Genomic DNA, 18,591 nt, shown 5'->3' with positions numbered 1-18,591 from the left:
AATGAAACGATTTGTCGAAGTTACTACAAATCCGGTTCATTCTGAATACCAGGATGAATCGGAGCCTGGAACGGAGTTTCCATTCCATCCTTGGTTGGCATCTAAGATCAGAGAGAAGCTGGGACGGGAAGATCTACGTTTGAAGCTGAGTGAGATCAGCTGCGAGGAAGTCGCATGCCCGGTAATGGAGACTAGGATCGAAGTCGTAGATACTACATCTGGTAAAACGACGTCTTTTCTCAGATTTGGAAGAAAGAAAGAGCAAATCAACAAGTTAGATCTGCAGCTTTCCTTTCAGAGAATGCAAATTCTGCAGTAATTTCCGTCGAAGTTACTACAAACCTCAATTCAAAACAAACCCAGAAATCACTTTCTCAAAGTTCGCCTTCTCTTTTTCGAACTGGCTTTCCAAGGTAAAAGTGGAGAACTGAATGGAACCGAAATTACCGCTAGCTAAAAAGGAATAAAAAATAAATCTAAGACCTTTGATTTGAGCAGTATAGGTTACGATCTTCCCCGCCACTCCGTTCACTGAGCAATCTTCTACATTGATGATCCTCGCATCCGGATCCGTTTTAATCACATTCAATAAAATTAATTCAGGAAAAGATTCCATAGGGATTTCTAAACCTTCATAGATAACCATCGCATTTCCTGTTCTTGCTTGGTTTACAAAATGGAATTCCGCAAACTCGTGGTTTTCAGTCACGCTTGTCCAAAGGGTTGGATTATAAAAAACGGAGTACACGCCCGATTTACTTTTTATCAGGCTTGTTTGGTCGGTTCCTTTTTGAATAGATCTAACCGAGTTCGATTTTTTAGAAGGATCTATATTTGGTTCAGGTGCATACTGCCAGGTGAAATTTTCTTTGAGGATTATCTTCTTTCCGGTTTTTGTATAAACCACTTCGTCGCCGAGTATCGTACTCGCAGCACAAAGCAAGATCAGAAACTTGATTTTCATTTTTGCAAATTAGGAGAGCTTTCAGAGAATTTATATTTCACCCCAAGAATACCTTGGATTTCAGGAGCTAAGAAACCATCCGTAGTTGGAAACGGTTGTTGGTGAAGAGGTAAACGTACTAAACCTTCGAAACTTAAGTTTTTTGTAGAGATGGAAAACCCAGGGTTTACGTAATATTCGTAACCTTGTAACCATCCTTTGAAAGCTTGGGGCGTATCGATTGGTAAAAAACTTTTATCGTTAAATCTTTTGATCCCGGAAACTTGCAAAAAGAAATCCATTTTATTCAAGCTGCTGGAATTTGGGATCAAAGAGTAGCTGATCCCGATCGAAGATTTTGCAGACTCTGGGATCGCCAAACCGACGTTATTCCCAGCCATTCTCCAGCCTAAGTCCATTTGGATCCCAGCTCTTCCAAGTAAATATCCGAAGAGTAAATTTCCTGCTTGGTTGTCCAAACCTCTGGAAAGGTTAGATCCTAAACCCGGCATAACGGAAGAAGTGGCTCTCATGTCCGTAAGAGAATCATAAGCTCTTCTTTCTGTATTAGCTCCTACATAAGCCTCAGATTTATTTTCTTTGCTCTGGGCCATACTCATTATAAAAACTTCTTCTCTTCCAAAAGCAGGATAAAGAGCAAAAAATTCTTTTTTCTGCAAATGTATCTTTGGTTGGTTTGGGAACCTGTTAGGTAGTCCTGGAATAGAGTCGAAAAGTGCAGATTCAGTCGGGATATATTCCTGAAACGCTTTCATTTCATAAGGATATTTGAATGTAAGAGAAGAAAAAAATCGGACCTTATGTTCTTCCTTCTCTTCTGTTTGTTCAGATATTTCCTTTTGAGAAAATAGGGCCTTGTTTTTAGAAAAGTTGTCGAAAGAATCCCAGAAAAAAGTAGAACGGTTCTCTCCGTAGATTACGGATAGGCTCGCAACAAAAGGAATAATCACCTGCAAGAGGGAAGGAAAGGTCTTTCTAAAAAACGAGCGCTTACGTTTAGGAAGAGATTTGGAATCATATGTCATCTTCTCGGTTCTCATCCTATATTTATTGATATATGACGGAATATTCTGCTTTGCCAATGAAAATTCCGTCGTATTTACCAAAAAATAAGACCTTCTATAATTCACTTGGAATCGGTATAAATGAACACAAAGATCAGAAATTTCGGACCCTGCAAAATTGAAAGTCCGGCCGCTTATGAATATTACACTGGAGATGAATCTAAGGTAGTTTTTAAGACAGTATTCGAAACAGAAGAAAGCTGGAAGGAATATATAGGAGAAGGTGCCGAATTTTTCGAACAAGCGGGTCCCAGAAAGAAGATCTATTTCGACCCAAAAGAAGTGACTGCTGGGATCGTGACCTGCGGGGGGCTTTGTCCAGGGATCAATGACGTGATCCGAGGCATCGTAATGGAATTAAATTATAGATACGGGGTCAAACGTATCCTTGGATTTCCTTACGGCTACCAAGGTCTTGTCAAAAAATTTGACCATAAGCCCATGGAGCTGAATCCGGAAAATGTGGCTCATATCGGAAGGGACGGAGGAACAATTCTCGCTTCTTCCAGAGGAAACCAAAATGCTTCCGACATGGTGGATAGGCTCTCTTTGTATGGAGTTAAGATGTTATTCTGCATCGGAGGCGACGGCACTTTAAGAGGAGCAAAGGAAATCGTAAGAGAGATAGACAGAAGAGGAGAAGAGATCTCTGTCATTGGAGTTCCTAAAACGATAGATAACGATATCAATTATGTGCAAAAAACTTTCGGGTTTTCCACCGCCTTCTCCAAAGCAATGGAAGCAGTAGAATGTGCTCATGTGGAAGCAAAAGGAGCACCGAATGGGATTGGTGTAGTTAAGTTAATGGGAAGACATTCCGGCTTTATTGCTGTGAACGCAGCCCTCGCTTCTCAAAACGTAAATTATTGTCTGATCCCTGAAGTAGATTTTGATATGAAAGGAAAAGGTTCCTTCCTAGATGTTTTGAAAAATAGGATCTTAACTAGAGAACATGCAGTTATCATCGTGGCAGAAGGAGCCGGACAAAAGTTTTTTGGAAAAACAGAAGAAAGAGATGCATCCGGAAATTTAAAATTAGGAGATATAGGCGTTTATCTCAAAAATTCAATCCAGGACTTCTTCAAAGCGGAGAAGATAGAAGTGAATGTAAAATATATAGATCCAAGTTATATTATCCGATCTATTCCTGCGAATCCTGAGGATTCTATCTTCTGTGGGTTTTTAGCTCAGAATGCAGTGCACGCTGCTATGGCCGGTAAAACTGATATAGTGATTGGTATGTGGAATAATGTGTTTACTCATCTTCCGATTGATATTGCTATCCAAGAAAGAAAAGTGCTTCAGCCAACTAAGAGTACTTTATGGAGAACCTTATTAGCTTCTACAGGGCAACCTGCTCATATGGTGGCAGAATAATACAAGAGTAGGGTTATCGTCGGAGATATTACGAGATCAAATAGATATCGGGGTCTCGGTTTCAGGATTGAATTATAAAATCCTAATTGAGTCTGACCATTACTAAAGTGTAATCGTCATGAGGATCCGCTTCTCCTCTGAATGCGTCAGTAGTATCTAAGATCAATTCTTTTAGATTTTCTACGGGCATGTCTCCGTTTCTTTCTATGAGTTTTGCGAGATTTTCCAAAGAATACATTTCTCCAGCTTCGTTTGTAGTCTCGCTCACTCCGTCAGTGTATAGAACTAAAAGGTCTCCAGGTTGGTATTCCACTTCATGTTCTTCCACCTCTGATTCTTTGATACCTAGAGGCATTCCTTTTCCGGAGAGAAGTAGTACCTTCTTATCTTTTGCCTTATATAATAACTGCTCATTATGACCCGCGCTAGAGAAACGTATTCTTTTCTTAAGCATATTGATACGAGTGAGCATCACAGTAACGAACATAAAATAGCCGGACTTCTCCTGGATGATCCGATTTGCGCCCATAAGACTGATGCTTGTAGAAGAGTTACGTGCCACTTCACCAGCAATAATCGTTTTGGAAAATTCCATAAACAATGCAGCTGAGATCCCTTTTCCGGAAACGTCTGCAATTAAGATACTTACTTCGTCAGGATTATGATAAATGAGATCATAAAAATCCCCACCGATCTCTTTAGATGCTGTATAAGAAGTTTCAATCTCCAAAAGATGCATCTTCTTAGGAATATTAGGCAGTGAGTTTAACTGTATCTGAGAAGCAATTTGCATATCTCTTCGGATAGAGGTTAACTTCTCTTTTTGGTTTTTTGCCAAAAGACTATTATAAGCTTCTGCAATTTGGTTAGAGATCGTGCTTAAGATAGAAAGATCCTGGTAGGAAAAACTATCTCCGCTCATCTTATCTGCAGCATTCAATACGCCTATGATTGTCCCATCCTGACGAATCGGAACAGAAACGAAAGATCTAGTCTTATAACGATTTGGTGTAAGAAGGTCGGGATTGATATCCGTTTGTCCCTGTACTAAGATTGCTTTTCCTTGGGACAAAATTTCATTCAAGATCCCTCGGGATTCATCCACAAGATGGGATTCTTCTTCCAAACTGAAACCGATAGATTTAGAAAGTTCGAATGCTTTTGTTCTAGGATTTTGGAAGATTAAAGAAACTCTTTCCGCTCCCAAAACATCTGAGATCGAGTTTACTGTCAGATTTAAGAATTGATCCAACTCGCTGATATTGGAGATCGCCTGGCTGATCTGATAAAGACAATCCAATTCTCTTGCACGGTCTTTTAGATCGCGGATTAACCTTCTGTTCCTGATCGCAATTGCTGCAAGATCAGAAAGATATTCTAATATTTTAATATCTTTATTTGTAAATTCAGGCCTTTCTAAAGAGTTTACTGCTTCCAGAACTCCTTGGATCTCTCCTTGTGCCTTCATCGGAACGCAGATCAGGTTCTTTGTGGTGAATCCAACTGCGTCGTCTATGTTTCTATAAATGCGAGGATCGTTTGCTGCGTCGTTTACGATAACTGGCTCTAGACTTTCTAACACCATTCCAGCAATCCCTTTTCCTCTAGGGACTTTTAATTCAGTGAGGGATTCTCCCTTATCACCTTTTGCAACTTGGAATACTAGACAATCTTCGTCCGGATCATAGAGTAGAAGGGAACATCCTTCTGTATTGAGTACATCTTTTGTGGTCTCTATGATAATTCCCAAAAGTTCTTCCAGATCATCGGTGGAATTGATCCTGGCGGTAATGTCTGAAATAAGAGCTAAGGAGAGCTGTTTGAAACTCATTTGGTCCGGGAATACTTCTTTTTTTGAGAGATTTTCAAATCGGGAGGGCTTATTCCAGCCCAAATCCAACTCCTGTCAAGGAGATTCGAAACTTTCCTCTTAATCGATCAAGGAACCGATCCCTTGATCAGTAAAGATTTCGATCAGGATAGAATGGGGGACTCTTCCGTCAATAATATGAGTCCTTCTCACTCCTTGATCGATGGCAGAAAGACAACATTCTACTTTAGGGATCATTCCTCCGGTGATATCTCCTTTTCGAATATAATCTTTTACTAAGGCCCGGTTCAAACCTGTTACAAGTTTTCCGTCGATCAGGATACCGCTCGTGTCGGTAAGAAGGATTAGCTTTTCTGCTTTGAGAGCACCTGCCAATTCTCCTGCAAAAGTATCTGCGTTTATATTCAAAGATTCTCCAGATTCTGATTCGGCTACTGGAGAAATGACTGGGATAAAACCTTTTTCTTGGAGAGATAGAATGACTGTAGGATCTATTTTGTCGATCTTACCCACAAGACCCACATCTACTAGTTCTGATTTTTTTCCTTCTACATCTATTTCTATTTTTGTTTTAGAAGCGACAGCCAAATTACCGTCTTTTCCAGAAAGTCCTACTGCATTCCCACCTTCTTTATTGATCATGGAAACGATCTGTTTATTTACTTTTCCGGTGAGAACCATCTCTACCACGTCCATGGTCTCTTCGTTTGTGACCCTGTGCCCATGAACAAACTCAGTTGGAATATTCAGACTATCTAAAAGTCTATTAATCTCAGGTCCGCCTCCGTGGACGATGACAGGATGGATGCCTACATATTTTAGAAGAACGATATCTTTTGCGAAAGATTCCTTTAAGTCTGCCTTTGCCATTGCGGCTCCACCATACTTGATGACCACAGTTTTCCCGGAGTATTTTGTAATATAGGGAAGGGCCTCCAGAATATTGTTGACCCTCTCAAAGGAATGTTCCATACCAAACAGAGAAAACGTTCCCCACTTGTACGTCGATTCAGAAATGTTTACAATTTTAATCACTGGAGGAAGTGGGGGCCTTGGCCGCGCTCTTGTTTCCGAATTAGGAAATTCCGGATATAAGATCCTAAATTGGGATCTGGTTTCTCCAGACAAAATTCATCCAAATGAAACATTCCGAAAAATAGATCTAATATCATCAGATGAATTAGAGGAAGCCTGCAAAAACATCCAATCTGAGACTTCCTCTATTCGAGGATTTATACATTGTGCGGGTTACGGCGGACCTTATCATAAAATCACCGAAGTTTCTTTAGAAGAATGGGATAAGATCTTTTCCATCAATCTTCGTTCTGCTTTTCAAATTACAAAATTTTTACTTCCACTTTTTAGCGCGCAAGGATTTGGAAGATTCGTTTATATAGCTTCTTCTTTGTCAGTGCAAGGAAGTGCGTTGTCTGTAGCTTATTCTTCTTCCAAACATGGGATCATAGGTTTTATGAAATCTATCGCTGCCGAATGGGGAGAGAAAGGAATCACATCTAACGCAGTGAGTCCAGGTTATATGGAAACTAAAATGGGCATCCAAGAAGACCAGGTAGATGATCATCGTAAAAAGATAATAGAGATGACACCCGTTAAAAAAATCGCTTCTCCGGAAGAGATTGCAAGAGTGGTTACTTTTTTAATTTCTTCCGAGTCTGGTTATATCAACGGTGCGAACTGGACTGTGGACGGAGGAATTACTTCGATTTAGATTTTTTGGCAGAAGGTTTCGAAGTTTTAGGCCTTTTCTCCAAATTCAAAAATACTTCTCTCAATTCTTTAACAGAGTCTTCTGCTTTTTCATCGATCCATAGTTCGTTTCCAGAAGGAGAAGAATCAAATTTGATCTTTCTTTTTAAGATCTTTCCTCTTCTGGAAAGAAGAAGATCCGCTTTTTTCCCAGGTTGGTGCTGATTTAATAATTCTTTAAAGTTGCCTGGAAGAATTCTTTTATCACCTAGAGCGATCCATTCATCACCTAAATTGATATCAGTTTCTTTTACTGATTTGGAGAGAAGAATTTTGCTTACGATCATTCTTCCTCTTTCTTCTTTTACCCTAAATCCTAATTCAATTTTAGGTTTGGAAGCAGTTCTTTCTATTCCGATCAAATGTAGATAATTTTCGATAGGAATACGTTTTGGTTCCGTAATATAAGTGTCGAATTCTAGTTTTAGATCAAGGCCTGTGACTTTCTTTGCAGTTTGAAAAAATTCAGCTTTAGTGAAGCCTCTTTTTTTCTCCTGATGATACTGCTTATTCAATGCTATCATAATATCCACCAAGGATTTTTTACCCTTGGTTTCTTTCAGGATATGAAGATGTATACTTAAAGATAGAATGGCTCCCTTTGTATAATAAGAGATCCCAGTATTTGAAAAATTAGGATCGAAAGGACGATTATAATATTTTGTCCAAGCAGTAAAACTGGAATCTTCTAAACTCATCCAGGATTCACCAAGGGATTCCTCCAGCTCCCGAATATCTTTCCAAAGTTTGTTCAGGTATTGTTGAGGGGAATAAGATCCACAAAGAAGAAGAAAATATGCATCGAAAAAGCTAGTAATTCCTTCAGCGATCCATAATTCTTTTGTTAAGTTCGGCTTTTGGTAATCGAAAGGGCCAAGTGCGATCGGACGAATTCTTTTCACATTCCAATGATGGAAATATTCATGAGATAAAAGTTCTAAAAGAGTTCTATAATTATCAGGACTCGACCATCCATTTGGATCGAATTGGTTGATACTACAATTGAGATGTTCCAATCCTCCGTATAAATTATCGCTCATGTCTAAAACAAATAGATAATATTGATTTTCTGTTCCGCCCATCAGTTTGATCTGGGTTTCAACAATTGTTGCCAGATCTTTGGAGATCTTCTTTTTATCTTTTGTTTCAATATCTCCTAGGATGACTAGATCGAATTCGCATCCTTCTACATTAAAAGATATCTGTTTTTCATTCGTAAGCAAGATAGGGCAGTCAAAAAATTCGTCGAAGTTTTTGGCCTTCCAAGTATTTTTAGAACCTTCCTTCTTCCTTAATCCAGTATAACAAAATTTAAAAGGCGCTAAATTTTTCCAGCTAAGCTCAGGTTCCAGATCTAAACGATCTTTAGGATATAAGAATGTTGCAGGAGGATGAACTAAAATAAAATCGCTAGTGAAATAATTGGTTCTTACAGTGTGTTCGAATCCATACACTAAATAAGAAATTTTGAATGTTTCTCCCTTAGAAGAAACTTTCCAAGTGTCGAGGTCTGTTTGTTCAAGACCCCAGCCTGGTTTGGATTGAACAAATGCAACTTGGTGGATGGATTTAGAATAATCTCTGATCTTATAAGAGCCAGGCGACCAATTTGGAATACAAAGAAATGTTTCCTGTTTGTCTGGGTGGACTTCCATTTCCACCTTTAATAAATGTCTATGCGGTTGGTATGTATCTAGTGTATATTTTACGATCACGCCTTAGGCACCGGCCTCTTTTAAGATCTCCTCTAAAGTTTCGGCAACTGTTTTGGTAGGATCTACTTTTCTCCAAACTTTGCGGATGGTTCCGTCAGGTCCTACCAAAAAGCTATCTCTAGAAAGTCCCTTGAACACTCTTCCTTGCCATTCTTGGTCTCCATAAACTCCTAGAGGTCCGCTCAAGGTTTGTTTTGGATCGGATAGAAGAGGAAAACTCAAATTGAATTTGTCAATAAATTGCTTATGACTATCCAAAGAATCGGAACTGATCCCATACACCTTTGCTCCAGCTTCGGTGAACTTTTCCAGATTGTCTCTATAAGAGCAGGCCTGTTTTGTGCAACCCGGGGTATCGTCTTTTGGATAAAAATACAATAAGGTCCAAGAACCGCTTGAGTCTTTCGGTAGATTTACTGTGTTTCCGGTTGAGCTGGATAAACTTACTTCCGGTAATTTTTTGCCTTCCCATGAGTCGGACATAAAGTTTTCCTCCTATTTTCTCTTCCGGATAGTTTCTACCGAAAACATTTTTGGGAAAAGGAAAAATCAGTTAAAAAAGTTGAAATCTTGCAGTTTTTCTCATCCAATTACTACTGTCGAATAACGCATGGTGCATAAACAAAAAATTCCGGCTTTAACTTTCAGATCTTTACTTTTCATTTCTTTTTTCTTAATCTCTTTTTACTCTCTGGGTTCTCAGGAAGAAGAGCCAATCCCGGGTTGGAAGGACCTGGATCTAAAAAGATTGGAATGGGAATCCGTACAAGGATTTAAACCCGAATTCAAATCCGGCTTCGGGTCGACGGAGGCTGGGTATTTAAAAATAGAAAAATTCCCAATCGTTCTAAACCAACTCTATAAAACTCCAGTATCCGACAAGGTTCAGGAATTTACCATCCAGACAAAATTTAATCTAAGTTTTGATCCAAAGGCACAAGTGTTCTTGAGCCCGATCCGGCTTTATTTAAATTTTATAGGGGAGAACTGGGAAATTTATCTGAACGGACATCTTCTCCAAAAAGAGATCCATTTGGATCCGAATGGAAAAATGGAGATTCGAAAAACTCTGCGAGATATGGAAGTGCAGGTTGACTCAAGTCTCCTGCAAGCCGGAGAAAATAAATTAGTATTCCATATGTTGGGAGATGCACCAGCTCTTCATCTTTCCGAAGAAGAATATCCAATACTTTCTCCAGTGTTTACACCTACGAATGTGGATCTTGGATTTTATTTAGATGGAGATTATACTTTAGGAGTTGAATACGATTTTTCTAAAAAGATCGGGATCTTAATTAATTTAAGTTTAAATACGATCTATATATTTTTCGGACTATATCATCTTCTCATCTTTTCCAAAAGAAGAACTGATAAATATAATTTATACTTTGGGGTTTTTTCTATTTCTATGGCGGTTTACTCTTTGAGTAGATCTACGATCATATTTGATTTTATACAAGACAGTACTTGGATTACGAGAATTGAATATGGTTCAGTATCCTTACTTGCACCTTTATTCTTACTGTTTCTTCATGATTATTTTTATGGATCTACTTTGCCAAATAAGGCGATACTTGCGATCTCCGGGTGGAGTTTTGGGATCTTCTTCTTTTCCTTTTTTGCGCCATTCCAATATTTGATGATCAGTTTGAGAGCATGGCAGATCTCTATTCTACCTTCTCTTATTTATCTATTATACTTTATGGGAAAAGCTGTATATCTGCGCAAAAAAGACGCTTCTCTTATGGCGATCAGTATGTTCATCATCGTATTCATTTCAGGTTACGATGTTTTGGATTCTATGTTCTTCCAATCTGGAATTAGATTCACACAATTTGCTTATCTTCTATTTGTGATTTCTTTAACCACCATTCTTGCGAATCGATTCATCGATCTATACAAACAATCTGAAGATTTGAACATAGAGCTTAGCCATCAAAAACTAGAATTGGCAAGGCAGAAGAATGCATTTTTCCGTTTCGTTCCGATGCAATTTTTAAGCGTGCTTGGAAAAGATTCTGCGGTGGATGTGAACTTAGGCGATTCTGCATTAAGAGAAATGAGTGTTTTATTCACAGACATTCGATCTTTTACTACAATCTCTGAAAAGATGACTCCTGAAGAAAATTTCAAATTTATTAACGGCTATCTTGCTAAGATGGAACCTCTGATCCAAAAGTATGAAGGTTTCGTGGATAAGTTTATGGGAGATGCAATCCTTGCATTATTCTCCGCAGAAAGAGTGATCCATTCTGAAAATCATTGGGAAGGTAAATCCGCAGCAGATAGGGCGGTCCTTGCGGCGATTGATATGAGAAGAAGGGTCCGGGAACTGGAAGAAGAAGTGAAGGGCGCACACGGACATGTAAAAGGTGTTCGTATCGGCATCGGAATTAACACAGGGAATCTGATGCTCGGAACAGTAGGATCTTCTCATAGACTGGATACAACTGTGATAGGTGACACAGTTAACGTTGCATCTCGTTTAGAAAGTCTCACGAATTTATATAAGGCAGATATACTAATCACTCAAAATACTTTATCTAGTCTTACAATTGCAGATGAACTCGCGATCAGAGAAGTGGACTCAGTAGTGGTTAAAGGAAAAAGCCAACCGATCATCATTTACGAAATTTATGAATCAGATGATCCTCATATTCGCAAATTAAAAGACGCTACACTGGCCTTGATCTCCAGAGGGATCATTTTGTATAAGGTCGGAAATTTTAAAGAAGCTCTTCAGAATTTCGAGCAGGCCCTAAAAGTTTATCCTGAAGATATAGTAGCCATTTTATATAGAAAACGTTGCCAAGAATATATAGAAGCTCCACCACTTGGAAATTGGGTCGGAGTACAACATCTTTTGGAAAAGTAGAAGATCGTTTTTCGCTTTCCATAAGACCAAAGGGCCTTAAGAATGATCACCTATGATTTCTTATCCGGTGTACAAACTCATTCATATCCTTGGTATTTTATTCTTATTCTCCGCTTACGGTGGTCTTGCACTTCACGTATTAGGAGGAGGCACAAAAGAGAACGCTCCTAAAAAATTCATCGCTTCCGCTCATGGAATTGGTATGACGCTAGTACTTTTGGGCGGTTTTGGAATGTTAGGAAGAATAGGACTGCTGGATAGTTTCGCTAGTCTTATTAGCCTACCCGGCTGGGTGATTGCTAAGATTGCGATTTGGTTGATCTTTGGTGGGCTATTAACTGCGTACTATAAAAAACCTGAATTTGCAAAAATACTTTGGTTCGGTCTTCCAGTGCTCGGTACATTCTCCGCTTATTTGGCTTTGTACAAACCGTTTTAAGTTTTTATTAAAGTTTTATCAGACAGAATTCCATTTATATTTTTGAGAATGGGACCATAAAAATAAAAGTGAAGGGATGAACTTATGGCAAAGGTAAACGTTTCCAAGTCAGTCAAAAAAACATCTTCTAAAAAAGATACTAGCCTAAAACCGATCAAAGACTTTTTAGGTTCTCGCAGTCTTCCTGCTCCAGTAGATCGTTTGGAAGATGTTCGTAAAAGAGCGAGAAGATTCAGAGATAAATTTTTATCGGGGCCTCAAGTAGTATATTATAAATCCTTTGATTTGGTTCGAGTGCCTTATCCAACTAAATACGCTTTACTGAATGCATTTAGTCTTCCTACACCATTTCTGCATATCATCAATCGATTGTTTATCATCCAATACAAAACTTCCGAAGGGATTAAAACTCTACTTTTTTCTCCTTCTGATGTGGATGCAAACGCAGAGACTCCATTTTTCAAAAGACTTTCCCAAAGTTTTGGACCTTTCCAAAATATTGGAAGAAAGATCATGGCTCCTACATTGAATACGGTAGAAGAATGTCTTAAACAAGTAGGACTTCCTCCGGAGAAGGTGGATTATATTTCTTTCGATCATTTACATACTCAAGATCTACGCAAATGGTTGGGGGCGAATGGTCAGCCTGGATATTTTCCAAATGCAAAACTTTTGGTTATGCAAGAAGAATGGGATTCTATCCAAGGACTTCTTCCTCCTCAATCTGATTGGTATTGTCCAAATGGTTCTGGTGGAATCTCTATGGATCGTATTGTTCTTTTAGATTCGGATACAGAACTGGGCGGAGGAGTTGCTTTGATCAGAACTCCAGGACATACGTATGGAAATCATAGTTTGGTAGCAAATACTCCAGAAGGAATTTTTGTAACTAGTGAGAATGGAGTGAGTGCGGATAATTATAATCCACTCAAATCACGTATTCCTGGTGTGCGCAAATATGCTAAAAATACTGGAATGGAGGTAGTCCTAAACGGAAATACCTTGGAGATTGGTTTGGATCAATATATCTCCATGGTTTTAGAAAAAGAGATTGCTGGTCCTTCTTTGCGAAATCCTGAATTTTATAATGTGATGCCTTCTTCTGAAATGAGCGGGTTCTGGCTTTTCCCTGGAACAAGTCCAACTTTCTCATTCGGACAATTAGAATTCGGCAATATAGTTACCCATTAGGATATATAAATGAACATACTCATCACTGGTGCAAGCGGCGGTTTAGGAAAAAATCTGGCTGAGAAAGCTTATTCTTTAGGTCATAATATTCTTCTTACCAATCTAAACGAAAAAGCTCTCAAAGATTATATTACTAAACAAAAGTTTGATAAGAATAGAGTTTTAACTTCAAAGTTGGATGTGACTTCTCCTTCCGATTGGAAGAAGGTCATGGACCTTGCTTATAAAAAATGGGGCAAACTGGACATTTTAATGAATGTGGCAGGTTATCTTTTACCTGGTTATATTGAAAATGTAAGCCCTAAAGATATTGATAAACATATAGATATCAACGCAAAAGGTTTGATGTATGGAACTAGAGAAGCTTCTATCCGAATGATCGTACAAGGTGGAGGGCATATTATAAATATTGCATCTTTGGCAGGCGTTGCTCCGATCCCTGGGATTTCTCTTTATTCTACTTCTAAATTTGCAGTCAGAGGATTTTCTTTGGCAGTGGCCCAAGAATTAAAACCTAAAAAAGTATTCGTAAGTGTTGTTTGCCCAGATGCAATCCAAACACCAATGCTTGATCTTCAAAAAGATTATGAAGAAGCTTCCATGACATTCTCTGGAAACAGATACCTCAAAACGGAAGAAGTAACTGATATTATCTTTAATAAAGTGATCCCAAATAAACCTATGGAAGTTTTGATCCCTGGTTCCAGAGGATTTTTAGCTAAGGTAGGAAGTTTCCTTCCAGGTCTGAATGCGTTACTCAGTCCTTCTCTCATGAATAAAGGCAAGAAGAAACAAACAACTTACAAAAAGAATTAAGGTGGACCTTTCGTATTTTTTCAATTTGGCCGGGGTCACAGTTTTTGCTGTGTCAGGAGCCTTGGCTGCTGCGGAAAAAAAGACCTATCATGCTGATGCATTCAGCGTGTTCTTCACTGGATTTATCACTGCAATTGGTGGTGGAACTTTAAGAGATATCACACTCGGAAATTATCCAGTCTCTTGGGTTTCCGATTCAAATGTTCTTTGGGCAATATTTGCAGGCTTTGCGATCACATTTATCTTCCCTAGATTTTTGATCCGAATGAAAACTGGGATTTTCTTTTTTGATACAGTTGGAATTGGGATCTATACAGTGATCGGAACTAGAATATCATTGCTTAGCGGAGTGAATCCATTTGCAGCTGCCATCTTAGGAATGGTATCTGCAGTATTCGGCGGGGTGATCCGAGATACTTTGATCAACGAAGTTCCAATGATCTTTCGAAAAGAAATTTACGCAACTGCATGTTTGGCTGGAGCGATTTTATACATTGTATTAGATCGATATGAAGTGAACGGAAGTTTAAATACCGTAGTCTCTGCATTGCTCGTGATAATAGTTCGAATGATTGCTGTCAGATTTAATCTATCTCTTCCTAAATTCCGTTTGCCTGAATAGTCTAACATTTTAAAATCCGAACTGTTTTTTCGAAGGAGAATCTAGATGTATAGAAAAGGGTCTAATCATGGATTACTTTGGATTTTTGCAGTCGCACTTTTGCTGATCGTTTTTTTAAAACCGAAAGATAACGGTGCTTCTTATAATTCTTATTTTAAAGATTTGAATTCGGAGCTTAAACTAAATGGTCCAGGAAAACCGATCGTCCTTATCGACTTGGATCGTTTGGATTCTAATCTAAAACTTCTGAAAGAAAAAATTAAACCTCCTTTATCATACAGAGTAGTAGTAAAATCCCTTCCTTCTTTAGATTTGCTTAAGTATATCGTAAATGCAACTGGCTCCAAAAGACTGATGGTATTTCATTCTGGAGATATCATCATGTTATTGAATGATCCAGAATTCCAAAAATTTGATATTCTTTTGGGAAAACCAATGCCGATCTCTGCTTTGGAAAATATATACTCTAAAACAAAAAAAGAGAATTTTCAAAATGTACAATGGTTAGTGGATACTTCTAATCGAGTAGAGCAATACTTAGATTTTGCAAAGAAGAAGGAACTAAAATTAAAATTAAGTTTAGAGATCGATATAGGATTACATAGAGGAGGATTTTCTAAACCAGAAAATTCTTTGTCCGTGTTGGAACTCCTACACGCGAATCCTAAAAATCTGGAACTTGCCGGATATATGGGATATGAACCACATGTTGCTTCTGTGCCTGTAATCTTTGGAGATAAGATCTCCGCAATGGAAAAATCACTCCAAAACTCATTAGATAAATATTCTAATTTCGTAAGATTAGGAAAGGAGAAGTTTCCGAATTTATTCCAAAAAGACCTAGTATTCAACGGTGGAGGAAGTAAAACCTATAGTTTCTATCAAAAAAATCCTGGAGTAGTCAACGATGTATCTTTGGGTTCTGCTCTAGTTAAACCTACTGATTTTGATGTGGAAAGTTTGGAAGAGCATAGTCCTGCAGTATTTATCGCAACTCCGGTCTTGAAAAAGTTAGAAGGAACCAAGATCCCATTTTTGGAATCACTATCCTTTCTATTTCCACTCTGGAACCCGAACCAAGAGATGACTTACTTTATCTATGGAGGAGCATTCTCTGCCAAAAAAGAATCTCCTAAAGGTCTGGAAGACAATTCTCTATTTGGTTCCAGCACCAACCAAAGTATCTTAAACGGGTCCAAAGCTATATCTTTAGAACCTGATGATCATGTATTCTTTAGGCCTACTCAAAGTGAAAAGGTAATGGCCGAGATGGGAGAGATCCATCTAGTCCGTTCCGGCAAATTGATAGGAATATGGAAAACTTTTATCAATTAGGATAGAAGGGCTCGGAAAGAACGCATCATCCAATGAAAGAACAAATTCTTTCGAATAAAACAATGGCAGGTTATGCTTCCGCAGAAGTGGGAATCACTGCAGTGGAAACAATGGCCCAGATCTATCTTCTGGATTTTTATGTTTCTACAGTTGGATTAAAACCTTCTTTATTCGGGTTGGCTATGTTGATTGCGATCTTATGGGATGCTATCAGTGATCCTATTATGGGATATATCTCAGATCGAACTAGTTTTACAGATGGAAGAAGAAGACCTTATATTTTAATCGGTGGATTTTTACTTGGGTTAGGGGCGTACTTTCTTTTTACTCCTCCTGAGTTAGAAAGCCAAATCTCTAAGTTTTTGTATCTGGTAATCGCTTATTTTCTCACGAATACATTTATGACAATGATTGCAGTTCCTCATATTAGTTTAGGAGGAGAGATCGGTCATACATCTGGAGAAAGAAATAAAATTTTCGGTTGGAGATTATTTTTTGCGAATATAGGTCTTTTATCAGGGTTACTTCTTCCTGCGATTTGGGTTTCCTTAGGAAAAGATGGATTTAACTCCAGAAGCTTTTCTTCTGGGACTATTTGGATTTTGTTATGTTTTGTATCTTATTTTTCTTATACCTTTACAAAAGGTAGAGATTTTCCTTATAAACGATCCGAAACAAAACCGAATTCTTTCGGAGAGAATGTTTTATCCTTTTTACAATCCGCTCGTTTTATATTAAGAAATCGTTATTTTCTTCCTCTTCTTTTGGCATTTATAGTCGCGACTGCTGCCAGGACTTTAAATTCTTCCTTAGGACTTTTGTATTATAAGGAAAGATTGCTGTTGGAAGATTCTCAAGTTGTTATACGAATACTTCTTCCTTTTGTAGTCTTCCTTACTTTTTCTATTCCACTTTGGGTGTACTTAGCAAAAAAATTCGGTAAAAAACGTCCTGCATTTTGGGGAAGTTTTTTGCTCGGGGTTATGACAATGATCTTATATCCGATCTTGCCCCAAGGATCTTATGAGGCTCCTTTGATCGCAGCATTTCTTGGAGGAATATTTGCAGGATCCATTCTTCTTTTCGATTCGTTGGTGGCAGATGTAGTGGATTATGATGAACTTCTGACTGGTGAAAAGAGAGAAGGTGCTTATTTCGGATTTTGGAAGATGGCAACAAAGATCATTAGAGCGATCGGTTTTGCATTTTTAGGATTTTTATTGGAAGGAATCGGATACCAAGCAGGAGCAAAAACTCAAAACCCAGAGCTTGGTTGGAGGATAACTTTAATATTCGGACCGATTGTGGGAAGTTTATTCGTCATGGCTTCTTTGATATTTACTAGAATGGAAATGACTTCAGAAGTTCATGCAAAAATACAGGAACTTCTATCGAGAAAAAAGAATATTCAAAAAAGAAGAAGTTCCGGCCTTCCGGCCGGATAAGTTTTTAATACTTATACTTCTTCTTAATTTCTTTTAAAGCGTCTTGGATATGTTTTTGTCTGACCTGAGGTCTTAGGTTCTTGCGGATAGGAAGATAACTTTCCGTGGTCGCAAGGCTCTTATGACCTAAAAACTCTCTGATATCTTCCAGGCTTTTTCCTTCAGCCAGTTGGTGGATTGCTCTACTATGTCTGAGAGTGAACAAGGTAACCTGGGCTTTGATCCCTGCATATTTTGCTAAATCCCCGACCAAACGTTCTACGTTCCTAGAAGTCAAATGAGTGCCTTGGTATTTGCCCGGAAACAAATAAGAAGATTTCTCAGTTCCGACTTCTTTTTCGAACTTCTTCAAAATTTTTTGTAATTCGGAATCCATCGAAACGGTTCTGTTTTGAGTAGGGATGGGGGAGTCCACTTTGATCGTCTTTTTAGAAAGATCGAATTGTCCCCATTTCAAACGAATGATCTCTCCCACTCGTAAGCCTGCATAATAGGCTAACGCGCAGAGAAGATGGGATCTAGGAGACTCAGATGCAGTCTCCAAAAGAAGTGAAATCTCTTTTTGGTTCAGAACCTTAGGGGTTTTATATTCCCTTGCAGGTCTTCTGAAGTCTTCGAATACATTCATATCCAGAACTTCTTCAAAAAACATTTTTAAAGAACTGATGTTGATCTGGATCGTGGAAGAGGAAACCTTCTTCTTCCTTAAATATTCTATGTATTTGTCGATATCCTTTGTAACTACTTTTTCCGCGGGTTTGTCCGCGAACAAAAGAAAGTCCAAATTATATCTTAGGTAAGTGTATTCGGTCGCCTTTTTATAATTTCTTTGCCGAATTACCTTTACTAGTTTCTCGAAGGAAGACTTATTCTTCTTCGGGACCTCCGTATCTATCATCTCGGACCTCTAGTACTAACTGTATCATTTTTATTTTTTGTGTATCCGGATGTTCCAAAAGTCCGTGTCACGATTTGTTGGAGTTCCAACATCGGGTTTGAACTTTTTAGAATGATATTTTTCTCATCCGGTTATAACGAAGGTTCTAATTCCATTAGAATATCGTAAAGATATTTATAGTCCGTCCCAAAAGATAGGCCATCGGTCAATACCAAATCACGGGCTTCAAGAGCCTGACCTTTTGGGGCAGGC

At 38.4% G+C, this 18,591-nt stretch carries 17 protein-coding genes; 10 read left to right on the top strand and 7 right to left on the bottom strand.

Features of this window, described 5'->3' with window-relative positions:
- Position 1: 1 nt before the first annotated feature.
- The gene (locus EHQ52_RS16205) at positions 2 to 319 is read left to right on the top strand and encodes a hypothetical protein (RefSeq protein WP_135616221.1); all 318 of its coding nucleotides are present in this window, start codon (positions 2 to 4) and stop codon (positions 317 to 319) included.
- Positions 320 to 343: 24 nt separating this feature from the next.
- Here EHQ52_RS16205 and EHQ52_RS16200 read toward each other — a convergent pair whose 3' ends face one another.
- Positions 344 to 964, bottom strand: a complete 621-nt coding sequence (locus tag EHQ52_RS16200; RefSeq protein WP_135616220.1) for a hypothetical protein — start codon at positions 962 to 964, stop codon at positions 344 to 346.
- The gene (locus EHQ52_RS16195; RefSeq protein WP_244244933.1) at positions 961 to 2,046 is read right to left on the bottom strand and encodes an LIC_20087 family outer membrane protein; all 1,086 of its coding nucleotides are present in this window, start codon (positions 2,044 to 2,046) and stop codon (positions 961 to 963) included. The genes EHQ52_RS16200 and EHQ52_RS16195 overlap by 4 nt, the downstream gene beginning before the upstream one ends.
- A gap of 63 nt (positions 2,047 to 2,109) precedes the next feature.
- Here EHQ52_RS16195 and EHQ52_RS16190 point away from each other — a divergent pair, with 63 nt between their 5' ends.
- Positions 2,110 to 3,405 carry an ATP-dependent 6-phosphofructokinase gene (locus EHQ52_RS16190; RefSeq protein ID WP_135616219.1) on the top strand — a complete coding sequence of 432 codons (1,296 nt, stop codon included), beginning with the start codon at positions 2,110 to 2,112 and terminating at the stop codon, positions 3,403 to 3,405.
- 82 nt (positions 3,406 to 3,487) lie between these two features.
- Here the strand turns inward: EHQ52_RS16190 and EHQ52_RS16185 are convergent, their stop codons facing one another.
- Both EHQ52_RS16185 and argB read right to left on the bottom strand, forming a co-directional pair.
- Entirely contained in the window at positions 3,488 to 5,236 is a 1,749-nt protein-coding gene (locus tag EHQ52_RS16185; RefSeq protein WP_135616218.1) for a GAF domain-containing SpoIIE family protein phosphatase, read from the bottom strand.
- A 99-nt stretch (positions 5,237 to 5,335) separates the two neighbouring features.
- Complete coding sequence (gene argB, locus EHQ52_RS16180; RefSeq protein WP_135616217.1) at positions 5,336 to 6,208, bottom strand: acetylglutamate kinase; 873 nt, start codon at positions 6,206 to 6,208, stop codon at positions 5,336 to 5,338.
- A 43-nt stretch (positions 6,209 to 6,251) separates the two neighbouring features.
- On the opposite strand from argB, the gene EHQ52_RS16175 reads away from it, so the two are divergent.
- Positions 6,252 to 6,965 (top strand): SDR family NAD(P)-dependent oxidoreductase, encoded by a 714-nt coding sequence (locus EHQ52_RS16175; RefSeq protein WP_135616216.1) that lies wholly within the window; start codon positions 6,252 to 6,254, stop codon positions 6,963 to 6,965.
- Here the strand turns inward: EHQ52_RS16175 and EHQ52_RS16170 are convergent.
- Together EHQ52_RS16170 and EHQ52_RS16165 are read right to left on the bottom strand one after the other, a co-directional pair.
- Positions 6,952 to 8,718: a M61 family metallopeptidase gene (locus tag EHQ52_RS16170; RefSeq protein ID WP_135616215.1), complete on the bottom strand. Its 1,767-nt coding sequence runs from the start codon at positions 8,716 to 8,718 to the stop codon at positions 6,952 to 6,954. The two genes, EHQ52_RS16175 and EHQ52_RS16170, sit on opposite strands and share 14 nt — an antisense overlap.
- A 3-nt stretch (positions 8,719 to 8,721) precedes the next feature.
- Positions 8,722 to 9,201, bottom strand: coding sequence for a peroxiredoxin (locus EHQ52_RS16165; RefSeq protein ID WP_135616214.1), 480 nt, complete (start codon positions 9,199 to 9,201; stop codon positions 8,722 to 8,724).
- 127 nt (positions 9,202 to 9,328) lie between these two features.
- On the opposite strand from EHQ52_RS16165, the gene EHQ52_RS16160 reads away from it, so the two are divergent.
- The 7 genes from EHQ52_RS16160 (at position 9,329) to EHQ52_RS16130 (ending at position 17,441) form a co-directional block, all read left to right on the top strand.
- Positions 9,329 to 11,593 (top strand): adenylate/guanylate cyclase domain-containing protein, encoded by a 2,265-nt coding sequence (locus EHQ52_RS16160; protein WP_135616213.1) that lies wholly within the window; start codon positions 9,329 to 9,331, stop codon positions 11,591 to 11,593.
- Positions 11,594 to 11,645: 52 nt separating this feature from the next.
- Positions 11,646 to 12,032: a hypothetical protein gene (locus EHQ52_RS16155; RefSeq protein WP_135616212.1), complete on the top strand. Its 387-nt coding sequence runs from the start codon at positions 11,646 to 11,648 to the stop codon at positions 12,030 to 12,032.
- A gap of 84 nt (positions 12,033 to 12,116) precedes the next feature.
- Complete coding sequence (locus EHQ52_RS16150; protein ID WP_135616211.1) at positions 12,117 to 13,223, top strand: MBL fold metallo-hydrolase; 1,107 nt, start codon at positions 12,117 to 12,119, stop codon at positions 13,221 to 13,223.
- 9 nt (positions 13,224 to 13,232) lie between these two features.
- Positions 13,233 to 14,039 carry an SDR family oxidoreductase gene (locus EHQ52_RS16145; RefSeq protein WP_135616210.1) on the top strand — a complete coding sequence of 269 codons (807 nt, stop codon included), beginning with the start codon at positions 13,233 to 13,235 and terminating at the stop codon, positions 14,037 to 14,039.
- Position 14,040: 1 nt separating this feature from the next.
- Positions 14,041 to 14,661, top strand: a complete 621-nt coding sequence (locus EHQ52_RS16140; protein ID WP_135616209.1) for a trimeric intracellular cation channel family protein — start codon at positions 14,041 to 14,043, stop codon at positions 14,659 to 14,661.
- Between the two features lie 45 nt (positions 14,662 to 14,706).
- Positions 14,707 to 15,996: an alanine racemase gene (locus tag EHQ52_RS16135; RefSeq protein WP_135616208.1), complete on the top strand. Its 1,290-nt coding sequence runs from the start codon at positions 14,707 to 14,709 to the stop codon at positions 15,994 to 15,996.
- Positions 15,997 to 16,028: 32 nt separating this feature from the next.
- Entirely contained in the window at positions 16,029 to 17,441 is a 1,413-nt protein-coding gene (locus EHQ52_RS16130; protein WP_135616207.1) for an MFS transporter, read from the top strand.
- A gap of 4 nt (positions 17,442 to 17,445) precedes the next feature.
- Here EHQ52_RS16130 and EHQ52_RS16125 read toward each other — a convergent pair whose 3' ends face one another.
- Positions 17,446 to 18,339 carry a tyrosine-type recombinase/integrase gene (locus EHQ52_RS16125; RefSeq protein WP_135616206.1) on the bottom strand — a complete coding sequence of 298 codons (894 nt, stop codon included), beginning with the start codon at positions 18,337 to 18,339 and terminating at the stop codon, positions 17,446 to 17,448.
- Positions 18,340 to 18,591 lie beyond the last annotated feature (252 nt).

The organism is Leptospira koniambonensis (assembly GCF_004769555.1).
GTDB lineage: Bacteria > Spirochaetota > Leptospiria > Leptospirales > Leptospiraceae > Leptospira_B > Leptospira_B koniambonensis.
This window is presented reverse-complemented; position numbering and strand designations above follow the sequence as displayed.